The following is a 12263-nucleotide window of genomic DNA, read 5'->3' as shown; positions in this document are numbered from 1 at the left end:
CCCACGCACACGAAAGAAGGGCACCCGGACGGGTGCCCTTCTTTCGTAGTCTTCCGAGCACACCGTGTGCGTGCCGCCCGGCTTGTCGGCGTTAACTGATTTTGCGGACCCGGCGCCGGCTCAGTTCGTCCTCGGGGAAATCCTGTTCTGCAACGTGTTCGCTGGGCAGTTCGGCAAGGCTGCCCTCGACTTCGCGCCACACACGTCCGACCGCTATGCCGAACACACCCTGGCCGCCCTGCACCAGATCTATAACCTCGTCCGCAGACGTGCATTCGTATACGCTCGCACCGTCACTCATCAACGTGATCTGGGCCAGGTCTTCCACGCCGCGCTCCCGCAGGTGTTCCACGGCGGTACGGATCTGTTGCAGAGAAACCCCTGTGTCCAACAGACGCTTGACTACCTTCAGTACCAGAATGTCCCGAAAGCTATAGAGCCGCTGCGAGCCGGAGCCCGAAGCCCCGCGTACCGCCGGCTCCACCAAGCCGGTGCGGGCCCAGTAGTCCAGCTGCCGGTAAGTGATTCCTGCGGCCTTACAGGCCGTTGGGCCACGGTAGCCGGCGTCTTCATCCAGAACCGGCAGGTCCTCGGTGAACAGCAAACCCTGTGCACTAGCGGGAATCGCGGCACCCGGCGTTACGGCGTGCGACAACTCGCCCGCATCACCTTTAGGACTCACGTGAACCCTCCTTGTCGAAAGTTCCCTAGGGGGAAGTCGGCACCGCCGACACTCTCAGGGTTTGGTCTAAGTCTGCCCTGAGTTATCCGGCCATGCAATGGGAACTGTATGCTTCGACGTTAGAACGGCTGGGCGCTTCGGTCAAAGACGTTGGCTTTTTAGAATCCGGCGTGTCGGTTGGAATCGCGGAATTCCGCGTCCTGCCGTGGCATGCCCCGGCATTATTTCTCGAAATCCTCCGGCTCGACATCGGCCAGGAACTCACGGAACTCGCGCAACTGCGATTCAGCATTTTCCTCAGCGGGTCCGGCTTCGCCTTCTTCCTCCTCGGAAGCCTCGGCAATCTGTACGCCGGCTTCCTCCATGACCTCTTCCGCACAGTAGATCGGGCAGGGAACGCGCAGAGCCACAGCGATGGCGTCCGACGCCCTGGAGCTGACTGTTTTGCCGCCGTCGAACACCAACTCCGCGTAGAAAACGGTGTCCTGAACGGAGACAAGCCGCACCTCGGTGATCGTCCTGTCGAGCTCCTGGACAACACTGCACAGCAGATCGTGCGTCATGGGGCGCGGAGGCTTAATGCCCTGCTGGGCAAAAGCTATGGCGCTGGCCTCGGGCGCCCCGATCCAAATCGGGATGTGGCGTTCGCCCTCGGTTTCCTTGAGCAGGACCAGCGGCTGATTGGAGGGCAGTTCAATCCGCACCCCGACAACCTCGACTTCGAGCATGGCTCCTCCGATCAGCGGTCCATTCGCGCGATATGTCCATTGACCAAGGCGCTGTGCAGGTTCAGGCAAAGATCGCTGATTTCCTTGGCGGTTTCGGCCGCCCGTGCTTTTGAGGCCACATCCCGCCGTGACGAGATGGGAGCCACGGCACGCTCCACGAGACCGAGTTCGCGGTCCGCCGCAGTCCGAAAGGGCCTCAGGTGCCGCGGCTCTATGCCGTGGGCTTCGAGTTGCACGCAGGCCTTGACAACCTTAAGGGCGTGCTCGTCATAACGGGAATCCGCGGCCTGGATAAGTCCGAAGCTGACCAGCTCCTGGACCAGTGCCGTCGAAGCACCGGCCGCATCGCGCAGCTCCGCCAAGGTCAAGGACCGCGCCCGCCCGTTGAGCTCTTCGGCCAGCCGGCCGGAAACCATGCGCGGGGTCAGCGACATGCCGCCAGGCAATGCCTCGGGCCGCTCCCCCCGGTCGATCGCGTCAACGTAGTCCTTGATGACCTTGAGCGGGAGATACTGGTCCCGCTGCAGAGCCAGCACGAAGCGAAGACGCTCCACATCCTGGCTCGTGTACTTGCGGTATCCCGCCGGCGTCCGTTGCGGGGAAATGAGGCCCTTTTCTTCCAGGAACCTGATTTTGGAGGCGCTGATCTGGGGAAATTCCGCATTCAGTTCCTGCAGCACTTCCCCGATGTTGAGGACGCTGCTGCGGAACGTGTCCCTCCCGGTGCCGAGCGGACGCCGTATAGGTTGCGATGCGGGCACCGCCTAGTCCTGGCCCTTCCCAGCGGCCCCGCTGCCGGCGTAGTAGGTCAACCGGAACTTTCCGATCTGCACCTCGTTACCGGTCCGCAGCGCCAAGCTGTCGACGCGGTCATTGTTGACGTACGTGCCGTTCAGGCTGCCGGAGTCCACCACGGTGAATCCTTCACCGGTGCGGCGGAACTCGACATGCTTGCGGGATACGGTCACGTCGTCGAGAAAGATGTCCGCGTCCGGGTGCCGGCCAGCGGTCGTTACGTCCTGATCGAGCAGGAAGCGGGCGCCGTGGTTGGGGCCGCTATGGGCGATCAGCAGGGCCGAACCGGCCGGCAGTGCCAAAACTGCAGCTTCCTCTTCCGTGGTCAGTTGTGGTGTCGGCAGGTAAGTCTTTGCCTGCGGGGGCAGACTGATGGAAGTGGTCTCGGCAGAAGCCTCCGAAGCACCTTGGTCATGTCCGGTGCCTCTTGCATTGTGCTCTTCGCCCACCATTAAAACGTCCTCCCCTGCAAAAAATAGCGGTCAACCGGTCAGTGACCGGTTGACCGTTCAAAAAACTACGGTACCGGTAGCTCTAGCCTACCTGCTGTTCGTACTCCGAAGCACTGAGCAGCGATTCGGTTGCCGAGGCATCAGCGAGCCGTATTTCCATCAGCCAACCTTCACCGTAGGGATCGGAGTTGATCAGGGCCGGATCTGATTCCAGCGCGTCATTGGAAGCCACTACTTCGCCGGTGACAGGAGCATAGATGTCACTGACGCTCTTCGTGGATTCGACCTCGCCCACAACGTCGTTGGCGGTGATCGTGGTTCCGGTTTCCGGAACCTGCACGTAGACGACGTCACCCAGTGCGTCCTGGGCAAAATCCGTAATGCCGATACGGACAACACCGTCGGTGCCGGCAGCGGTCACCCACTCGTGTTCGGCGGTGTAGTGAAGGTCTGCTGGGACATTGCTCATGTAAATGCCTTTCTTGCGCCGCTGGATCCTCTGGGCCGGTGCTGCCGACGGCAACGGGCCACAGCTGAAAGTATAGGCACAGAAATTCGCCCTCCGACAGCCAGAGGCGACACATGTCGGCACGCACCGCCGCTCACCACCGGAGCCTGCGCACGGATGAAAAAAGTCCCGGTGATCATCGATCACCGGGACTTTTACTTACTGTCGGGTTGACAGGATTTGAACCTGCGACCCCTTGACCCCCAGTCAAGTGCGCTACCAAGCTGCGCCACAACCCGTCGTCCCGCCGGGGCCTGCCCGGCTGAACTACCTCAAATACCTTACAGCATATTTTGGCCTGCGATTACCACCCGTGGCCCTCGTTACTTAACGCTGACGGCTGCGCTTTTCGCGCACACGCATGGCGACGTCGATCGGCGTGCCTTCGAAGCCGAACGTCTCGCGCAGGCGGCGGGTGATGAAGCGGCGGTAGCCGGGATCCAGGAACCCAGTGGTGAACAGCACAAACTTCGGCGGGCGGCTCGAGGCCTGGGTACCGAAGAGGATCCGGGGCTGCTTGCCGCCGCGCACAGGGTGCGGATGGGCGGCGACCAGCTCGCCGAGGAACGCATTGAGCCGTCCGGTCGGGATGCGCCTGTCCCACGATTCCAAAGCCGTGTCGAGGGCTGGAACCAAGCGGTCCTTGTGCCATCCGGTCTTGGCGGAGATATTGACGCGCGGCGCCCAGTCGACGTGCGCCAGGTCCTGCTCGATTTCGCGTTCCAGGTAGCGGCGTCGTTCGTCGTCGAGCAGATCCCATTTGTTGAACGCCAACACCAAGGCCCGGCCTGAGTCGATGGCCAACTGCAGGATGCGGACGTCCTGCTCGCTGAGCACCTCGTCCACCGCCAGAAGAACGACGGCGACCTCCGCCTTCTCCAACGCGGACTGCGTCCGCAGCGAGGCGTAGAAGTCCGCGCCTTGCTGCATGTGGACGCGGCGCCGGATGCCCGCGGTGTCCACGAACCGCCAGGTCCGTCCGCCGAGCTCGATCATCTCGTCTACTGGGTCGCGGGTGGTGCCGGCCTGCGGATCCACCACAACGCGTTCGCTGCCGGCCAGCTTGTTCAGCAACGAAGACTTGCCCACATTCGGCCGGCCGATCAGGGCCACGCGGCGCGGGCCACCGGTGCGTTCCAGTCCACCATATGCGGAGAACTCAGGCAGGACTTTCATGACGGCATCGAGCATGTCGGCGGTGCCGCGGCCGTGCAGTGCCGACACCGGGTACGGCTCCCCGAAGCCCAGTCCCCACAGAGTGGAGGCGTCGGCTTCCTGGGCCATGTCGTCGACCTTGTTGGCGACCAGGATGACGGGCTTCTTCTTGCGCCGGAGCATGCGGACCACGGACTCATCCGTGGCCGTTGCGCCGACGTTGGCATCTACGACCAGCAGCACGGCGTCGGCCATGTCTGCGGCAACCTCGGCCTGCTCGGCCACCCGGGCATGGATGCCCCTGGCATCGTGCTCCCAACCGCCGGTGTCGACGAGGGTGAAATTGCGGCCGCTCCACTGTGCGGCGTAGGTCACGCGGTCGCGAGTAACACCGGGGGTGTCCTCCACGACGGCCTCGCGGCGGCCCAAAATACGGTTGACCAGGGTCGATTTACCCACATTCGGGCGGCCGAGGATGGCGAGGACGGGATCTACGCGCTTTGGCGCATCCTCGTCGACGTCCTGGTCCATTCCGGCCAGCAGGGCGGCGTCCTCTTCGTCCAGCTCATAGTCCGCCAACCCGGCACGCAGCGACTGCGCGCGTTGCTCGGCCTCGGCGTCGTCGATTGCCTCGAGACGCTCGGCGATGTTGTCTTCGCCGGCGGGCTCGTACTCGCTGCCGGTGTATCCGTCTCCGGTGGGCCCGTTGCCGGATTGTGTGGCGCTCATGGTCGCTGTCCTTCTGTTAATGCATGTAGATCGGTTCTGCCGCAGTGTCCATTGAAACATGCTGGCAGATTCAACCGTGACGGTGTATGTCCACAGGGCCGCCGTGAGGACCGGATTTCGTGCAGATCAGTGCGCGGCGCTGCGGACCGCGGCGAGAACGGCTTCGACGGTTTCCTCGAAGTCCAGGTCGGAGGAATCCACGGTGAACACGCCGTCGGCGGCTTCGTGGAAGTTGACTACCGTTGAATCCTTTGCGTCCCGGGTCAGGACCTGTTCCTGCAGCTGCGCATCGCTCTGGGTTCCGCCAAGCTGGATACCGCGGCGGCGCAGCCGGGCTTCTTCACTGGCGGTGAGCAGGATGCGGGCCTCGGCGTCAGGGGCCACCACGGTGGTAATGTCGCGGCCTTCGGCGACGATCCGCCTTCCTGAGTCCGCGATGATCTGCTGCTGGCGGCGGATGAGCTCGGCCCGGGCACCCAGAGTGGTGGCCACGGCGCTGACCGCCGAGGAGATGCTGGGTTCGCGGATGGCCAAGGTCACATCGGTGCCACCGACGCTGACCAGTTCATGGTCGGGATCCGTGCTGATCTCCAGGTCCACTTCGCGGCTGGCCTTCTCGACGGAAGCGGCTTCCTGCAGGTCCACACCGGTATCCAGGCAATGCCAGGTCACCGCCCGGTACATGGCGCCGGTGTCCAGGTACGCCGCATGCAGCCGGCGGGCAGTTTCCCGGCTGACGCTGGATTTGCCCGAACCGGACGGCCCGTCGATGGCCACCACCAGTGGTTTCCCCAACCGGTAGTGCCTCATATCCGTAGCAGCCGAACTCATTGCAGTACCTTCCATCCGTGCGAATCCAAGTAGTCGATCAGTTCCTGCCGTCTGCTGGGCAGGACGGAAATTTCCACCATGCCCACGTCCTGTCCGGAGGAGTGGTCCAGCCGCAGATCCTCCAGGTTGATGCCCACCTCGCCGATCTCCGTCAGCAGCTGTGCGATCTGCCCGGGCCGGTCATCAACCAGCACGGTCAGCCAGGCGAACGACTGCGGCGGCGCGCCGTGCTTGCCCGGAATCCGGGACTGGCCGGCGTTGCCTTCGCTGATCAACTGCGCGAGATCCAGCCGCGCGCCGGTAGCCTCCGGATGCTCCAAGGTGCCGATCAGCCGGTTCAGGTCCTCACGCACGCCGTAGAGGATCTTGACCAGCTTCGCGGCGTTGGCGCCCAGGATCTGTACCCAGAGGGCGGGGTCGCTGGCGGCGATGCGCGTGACGTCACGCAGCCCTTGCCCGGCAAGGGAGAGGGCATGCGGTTCCGTGTCCTGCAGCCGGCTGGCCAGCAGCGAGGACATCACCTGCGGCAGGTGGGAGATTAGCGCCACCGAGGCATCATGTTCATCCACGGACATCTTCGAGACCACGGCGCCAAGATCGATGGCCAGCGCCTGCGCCGTCTTCAATGCTGCGGCACTGGTCTGCTCGTTGGGGCACAGCACCCACGGCATTGAGGTGAACAGTTCGCCGCGCGCCGCCACCGGGCCGGACTTCTCCCGTCCGGCCATCGGATGCGTGCCAATATAGCGCGCAAGATCCGCGGCTCCGAGTGCCGGGTCCTGCTGCAGTTCGGTGAGTACGGAGGCCTTCACGCTGGCAATATCAACAACGACGGCGGACGGATAGTCCCGCAACGCCTGCGAAACCACGCGGGCGGTCACGTCCGGAGGGGACGCCACGACGACAAGCTGCGGGGACAACTCCTCCCCCGGATCCAAAGCCCGTCCGGCGCCGATGTCCTGGGCCACGGCCTGCGCCGAGGGCGAGGGATCCGAGAGCACGACGTCGACGGAGCGGGCGCGCAGTCCGAGTCCGATGCTGGCGCCGAGCAGACCGGTGCCGATGACCAGAACCGGACCCGAGAGATGGGTGGCCTGTAGGTGTGCAGGATTCAAGCTCTACATCCCTACCGTTGCCAGCAGGTGACCGATTTCCGTCCTGCCTAGGGCGCGGATGCTGCCCTGCCGCTGGTCGTTCAGCCTGATCGGACCCACCTGGGTGCGGACCAGCCGCACCACCGGATGTCCAACGGCGTCGAAAAGCCGGCGCACAACCCGGTTCTTGCCCGAGTGCAGCACAACCTCCACCAGAACGTGCCCCGGGGTCGAATCCACCAGCCGGAAGGAATCAACCTTGGCTACGCCGTCTTCGAGCTCGATGCCGTCCTTCATCTGGGCACCGATGCCGTGGGCCATCGGGCCGCGCACCTGGACCAGGTAGGTCTTGGGCACCTCGTAGGACGGGTGCGTCAGGCGGTTGGCCAGTTCGCCGTCGTTGGTCAGCAGCAGTAGACCCTCGGTGGCCTGGTCCAGCCGGCCTACGTGGAACAGGCGCTGGTCCTTGTTCTTCTTCAAGTAGTCGCTGACGCAGGGGCGGCCTTCCGGATCCTCCATGGTCGAGACAACACCCTTGGGCTTGTTGAAGACGTAGTACACCAGTGACTCGTCCGTCTGGATCCGCATGCCGTCCACGTGGATGACCGCCGTGGCCGGGTCTACACGCACACCCAGCTCGGTGACGACAACGCCGTCGACCTCCACGCGGCCGGCTTCGATCATGTCTTCGCAGACGCGGCGCGAGGCAACGCCGGCACCGGCGAGCACCTTCTGCAGCCGCACGCCCTGCGGATCATGCTGATCGGAGGTCTCGCCGTGTCCGGTTCTGGGCGTCTTGGCCTTCTTCGGGCGGTTGTTCACTGGACCGAGGTTCTGGCCGAAACGCTCCTTGCCGTAGGGGCGCGGCCCGGCGGACGCGGCGTTGGGGCCGGGCTTGCGGCCCGCGGGTGCACCGGGCTTGCGGCCTGCGGCTGAGCCCGGCTTGGCGCCGGCGGACTGGCCCGGGCGCGGTTTGCCGGCCTGGGGTCCGTCCTGCGGCTTGCCGAAGGACTTCCCGGAGCGGCCCTTGCCGGCGCCGCCGGAGAAACCGCCACCGGGTTTGCCTGACTGCCGGGGGCCCTTGCCGCCGCCGCGTGGGTTGTTGCGGCCGGAACCGGATCGGGGCGCCTGTGTCATGGTCTGTCCTTAGAACTAGCGAGAGTCAGTCTTAGATATCGGAGTCGTCGATGTCTGCCAAATTTTCCAGCCCCGGCAGATGCGGTGCCAGTTTGGGCAGCTCGGAAACATTTCCTATACCCAATCTTTCCAGAAAATACGAGGTGGTCTTGTACAGAAGGCTTCCTGTCTCCGGATCCGTGCCCGCATCCTCAATCAGACCACGCTGGACGAGGGTCCGCACCACCGAGTCCACATTCACTCCGCGGATCGCCGAAACCCGTGCCCTGGACACTGGCTGGCGGTAGGCAATCACGGCCAGCGTCTCCAGCGCGGCCTGGGTCAAACGGGCAGTCTGTCCCTCCAGAATGAAGCCGGATACGATGTCGGCAAAATCACTGCGTGAGAAGATCCGCCAGCCGCCGGCAATGCTGCGCAGTTCGAATCCCCGGGGTGCCCCGTCAGGCGAGCCCCCGCCGTCGTAATCCCTTTGGAGCTCCTCCAGCAGCGTCCGGACTGCGGCCACCGGCAGGCCCAGGGCGGTGGCAAGTTCAACGTCGGTGGCCGGCTCGTCGATGACCATCAGTACCGCTTCGAGGGCAGCACGAGGTCCGCCGGGGAGGGACTGCAGGTCGGCGCCGGATTCGTCGGCGGCCAGCGGCGCGGGGTCGGCTCCGTTAGTCATCCTGCCCTTCCTCTCCGGCCGCGGCGGGCTCGGGTCCGTCCCCGGGGACGGCCGGGGACGCCGGCATGTCTTCGTATTCTTCGCTGAGCCGTTCGGTACTCCAGTCCCTGTCGGGTCCGGTCCAGCGGACCGTCAGATCTCCCAGCGGCGACGGCTGGTCAAAGGCGATGACTGCGTCGCGGAACATTTCCAGCAGGGCCAGGAAGCGGGCGACCACCACCATTGTGTCGGCAGCATCCGCGGTCAGCGCCCGGAAGGACAGCGGCCCGCCATCTTGGAGCCGGTCCGCGATGATCGCCGCCTGCTCCTTCACGCTGACGGCAGGAGCATGCAGGTGCGCCAGCCCCACCTCCGTGGGCTTCGGTGCTTTCGGCTCCAGCGCCTTGGCCGCCAGTTTGGCGAAATCCGCCAGCGACGTCCGCCAGATCAACTCCGGCAGCAGCGCCGCGAACTGCGGTTCTAGGCTGACCTGACGCGGGTAGCGGGCGGCTTCTTCCTCGAGCCGGCGGCCCATCAGCGCGGCAATCTGTTTGAACGCCTTGTACTGCAGCAGGCGGGCAAAGAGCAGGTCCCTGGCTTCGAGCAGGGCGATGTCCTCGTCGTCTTCCACTTCGCCAGTGGGCAGCAACCGTGCTGCCTTGAGATCCAGCAGCGTCGCGGCGATGACGAGGAATTCGCTGGCTTCGTCCAGCGCCCAGTCCTGGCCGCACTCTTGCGCGCGCCGGAGGTAGGAAATGAACTCATCCGTGACGCGGGCCAGCGCGACCTCGGTGATATCCATCTCATGTTTGGAGATCAGCCCCAGCAGCAGGTCGAAGGGGCCGCTGAAATTGTCCAACCGGACTTCGAAACCGGGGCGGCCCTCGGCCTGCGGTTCCGCCAGCGTTTCCGCCGCCGGTCCCGCATCGGTCATCAGGGTGCGCCGCCGCGGGCGATCAGCTCCCTGGCCAGCTGGCGGTAGGCGCCGGCGCCCGCGTGGTTGCCTGCATAGGTGGTGATCGGCTCCGCGGCCACCGTGGCGTCGGCAAATTTGATGGTGCGCTTGATGACGGTCTCAAAGACCTTGTCGCCGAAAGCCTCCAGCAACCGGCCGATGACCTCGCGGCTATGCAGGGTGCGGGCGTCGTACATGGTGGCGAGTACGCCGTCGATCTGCAGGCGCGGGTTCAGCCGGTCCTGAACCTTCTCGATGGTCTCCACCAGCAGTGCCACGGCCCGCAGGGCGAAAAACTCGCAGATCAGCGGGATGATCACGCCGTGGGCGGCGGTGAGGGCGTTGACGGTGAGCAGGCCCAGCGAGGGCTGGCAATCGATCAGGATCACGTCGTAATCGTCTTCGACCTTGCGCAGCGCCCGGTCCAGCACCTGCTCACGGGCGACCTCGTTGACCAACTGGACTTCCGCCGCGGAGAGGTCGATGTTGGCCGGCAGGAGATCGATGTTTTCGAATTCGGTGCTCTGGATGGCTTCCTGGATGTCCGCCTTGCGGTCCATCAGCACGTTGTAAACGGTGAGGTCCAACTCGTGCGGATTTGTGCCCAGCCCGGCGGAAAGGGCTCCCTGGGGATCGAAATCCACCAGCAGGACACGCCGCCCCGCCTCGGCCAGCGCGGCACCCAGATTAATGGTCGACGTGGTCTTGCCGACGCCGCCCTTCTGGTTGACCATGGCGATGATCCGGGCAGGTCCGTGTGAAGTCAGCACGGGTGGCTCGGGAAATTCAGTGAGCGGCCGGCCGGTGGGGCCCATGACCGCGTCTTCCGCTTCCTGCAGAGTCGTCGAACCCTGTTCGCTACTCACGTATCTATCCCAGCTTCCATCGTTTCGCGGCTGTTCTTCTTCCAGACAAGGTTACAGTCACGATGCTGTCATTTCCCGAATATGCCACGCGTCACCGGCGAGCCTTTAGCTTCAAGTAGAGGTCTAAGGTTTACACTCCCCGACCCTTGTGGAAACGGCTGGATCCGCCAGAGACCGACGGCGAAACACCGACGGCGGCACGCGCCGGGAAGGCACGTACCGCCGTCGTTATGGAACCCGGACTCGCAGGTTCCGTGGGACTGCTACTGGCGGGAGGTCGCCAGTTCTGAGTCGCGTGCAGGTGCAACGGCCTCGCGGACGGGCTCCGGAAGGTCCTCGGCATTTTCTTCCGACATGTGGTCGGCATTCATCGTCTCTTCATCGAAGGGAAGCCGTCCGCCCAGGACCTCGTCCACCCGGGGGCGGTCGATTTCCTTGGTCCAGGTGCCGATTAGCACGGTGGCCACGGCGTTGCCGGTGAAGTTGGTCAGGGCGCGGGCTTCGGACATAAAGCGGTCGATGCCGACGATGAGGCCGACGCCGTCGACCAGGTCCGGCCGGTGGCTCTGCAGCCCGCCGGCCAGGGTGGCCAGGCCGGCGCCGGTGACGCCGGCAGCACCCTTGGAAGCGATGATCATGAAGACCAGCAGCGAGATCTGCTCCCCGAGCTCAAGCGGCTTGCCCATTGCCGTGGCAACAAAGAGCGCTGCCATGGTCAGGTAGATGGCGGTGCCGTCCAGGTTGAAGGAGTAGCCGGTCGGAACCGTCACGCCGACCACGGGCTTGGAAACGCCCAGGTGTTCCATCTTTGCGATCAAGCGGGGCAGCGCGGCCTCGGAAGACGAAGTGGAGAAGATCAGCAGGTACTCGCGGCCCAGGTACTTCATCAGCTTGAAGATATTGACCCCGGTGCACAGCTTCAGGATCAGGCCCAGCACCACGGCAATGAAGAGGACACAGGTGATGTAGAAGCCGATCATGAGGGTGGCCATGCTGATGATGGCTTGGACGCCGGTGGCGCCGACCACGGCTGCAATGGCGCCGAAAGCACCAATGGGAGCCAGCCACATGACCATGATGAGGATACGGAACACGAGCGTCTGGATGTGTCCGATGCCGCGCAGGATCGGTTTGCCTGTGGGACCCATCTTCTGCAGCGCGAAACCGACGATCAGCGCGACGAACAGGGTCTGCAGGATGTTGCCCGCCGTCAGCGAGGACAGCAGCGTGGTGGGGATGATCCCCAGCAGGAAGTCCACGGTGCCATGGCTCTCGGTGGCTTCCACCTCGTAGCCGGTGCCCGAAATGTCCAGGCCCTCGCCCGGGTGGATCAGGTTGCCGACGACCAGGCCCAGGCCCAGGGCAAAGGTGGACATGAGCATGAAGTAGCCCAGGGCCATGCCGCCGACTTTGCCGACCGTCGCGGCTTTGGCGATCGAACCAACGCCGAGCACAATGGTGCAGAAGATGACCGGGGCGATCATCATCTTGATCAACCCGATGAATGCGGTGCCGATGGGCTTGAGCGACTGGGCGAAGTCAGGGGCGACCAACCCGATCACGGCACCGAGCACAACGGCTACGATAACCGCGATGTAGAGAAAGTGCGTCTTGTCCTTCTTCTCCTTCTTGGGCTTTGGCTTAGTCTGGGGAACCTTCAGCGTCGATGCCATGGGTTGCTCCTTTTG

The 12263-nt window shown here is 64.3% G+C and carries 13 protein-coding genes and 1 tRNA gene; all 14 read right to left on the bottom strand.

The genetic code is table 11. The annotated features are described in order from the left end of the window. Positions 1-91 precede the first annotated feature (91 nt). The 14 genes from AC3A4M_RS18800 to AC3A4M_RS18735 all read right to left on the bottom strand — a co-directional run bounded on the left by AC3A4M_RS18800 (position 92) and on the right by AC3A4M_RS18735 (position 12248). The gene (locus tag AC3A4M_RS18800; protein ID WP_498731736.1) at positions 92-682 is read right to left on the bottom strand and encodes a MerR family transcriptional regulator; all 591 of its coding nucleotides are present in this window, start codon (positions 680-682) and stop codon (positions 92-94) included. A gap of 221 nt (positions 683-903) precedes the next feature. Continuing rightward, a complete protein-coding gene (locus AC3A4M_RS18795) occupies positions 904-1410 on the bottom strand; it encodes a bifunctional nuclease family protein (RefSeq protein WP_169994510.1) in 507 nt (168 codons plus the stop codon). A gap of 11 nt (positions 1411-1421) precedes the next feature. Then, complete coding sequence (gene ftsR / locus AC3A4M_RS18790; protein WP_498636946.1) at positions 1422-2153, bottom strand: transcriptional regulator FtsR; 732 nt, start codon at positions 2151-2153, stop codon at positions 1422-1424. Between the two features lie 21 nt (positions 2154-2174). Beyond that, the gene (locus tag AC3A4M_RS18785; protein WP_498737651.1) at positions 2175-2657 is read right to left on the bottom strand and encodes an FHA domain-containing protein; all 483 of its coding nucleotides are present in this window, start codon (positions 2655-2657) and stop codon (positions 2175-2177) included. An 82-nt stretch (positions 2658-2739) separates the two neighbouring features. After that, entirely contained in the window at positions 2740-3126 is a 387-nt protein-coding gene (gene gcvH / locus AC3A4M_RS18780; protein WP_498731734.1) for a glycine cleavage system protein GcvH, read from the bottom strand. 204 nt (positions 3127-3330) lie between these two features. Beyond that, a tRNA-Pro gene (locus AC3A4M_RS18775) sits at positions 3331-3404 on the bottom strand. Positions 3405-3492: 88 nt separating this feature from the next. Beyond that, positions 3493-5049: a ribosome biogenesis GTPase Der gene (der, locus tag AC3A4M_RS18770; protein ID WP_498737649.1), complete on the bottom strand. Its 1557-nt coding sequence runs from the start codon at positions 5047-5049 to the stop codon at positions 3493-3495. A gap of 126 nt (positions 5050-5175) precedes the next feature. Beyond that, positions 5176-5880, bottom strand: a complete 705-nt coding sequence (gene cmk / locus AC3A4M_RS18765; protein WP_498737648.1) for a (d)CMP kinase — start codon at positions 5878-5880, stop codon at positions 5176-5178. Continuing rightward, positions 5877-6995 carry a prephenate dehydrogenase gene (locus tag AC3A4M_RS18760; protein ID WP_498737647.1) on the bottom strand — a complete coding sequence of 373 codons (1119 nt, stop codon included), beginning with the start codon at positions 6993-6995 and terminating at the stop codon, positions 5877-5879. Before AC3A4M_RS18760 ends, cmk begins: the two co-directional genes overlap by 4 nt. 3 nt (positions 6996-6998) lie before the next feature. Next, positions 6999-8111 (bottom strand): pseudouridine synthase, encoded by a 1113-nt coding sequence (locus AC3A4M_RS18755; protein WP_498737645.1) that lies wholly within the window; start codon positions 8109-8111, stop codon positions 6999-7001. Between the two features lie 31 nt (positions 8112-8142). Further along, positions 8143-8775 carry an SMC-Scp complex subunit ScpB gene (scpB, locus tag AC3A4M_RS18750; RefSeq protein ID WP_498737643.1) on the bottom strand — a complete coding sequence of 211 codons (633 nt, stop codon included), beginning with the start codon at positions 8773-8775 and terminating at the stop codon, positions 8143-8145. After that, positions 8768-9688, bottom strand: a complete 921-nt coding sequence (locus tag AC3A4M_RS18745; RefSeq protein WP_498737641.1) for a segregation and condensation protein A — start codon at positions 9686-9688, stop codon at positions 8768-8770. Before AC3A4M_RS18745 ends, scpB begins: the two co-directional genes overlap by 8 nt. Continuing rightward, positions 9688-10575, bottom strand: a complete 888-nt coding sequence (locus AC3A4M_RS18740; RefSeq protein ID WP_498731725.1) for a ParA family protein — start codon at positions 10573-10575, stop codon at positions 9688-9690. Before AC3A4M_RS18740 ends, AC3A4M_RS18745 begins: the two co-directional genes overlap by 1 nt. A 263-nt stretch (positions 10576-10838) precedes the next feature. Next, on the bottom strand, positions 10839-12248 hold the full coding sequence (locus AC3A4M_RS18735) for a cation:dicarboxylate symporter family transporter (protein WP_498737639.1): 1410 nt from the start codon (positions 12246-12248) through the stop codon (positions 10839-10841). Between the last annotated feature and the right edge of the window lie 15 nt (positions 12249-12263).

The sequence above is a fragment of the Arthrobacter sp. Soil_C_60 genome (assembly GCF_057656375.1).
Note: the sequence above shows the minus strand (reverse complement) of the source record. Positions and strands in the feature narration are given on the sequence as shown.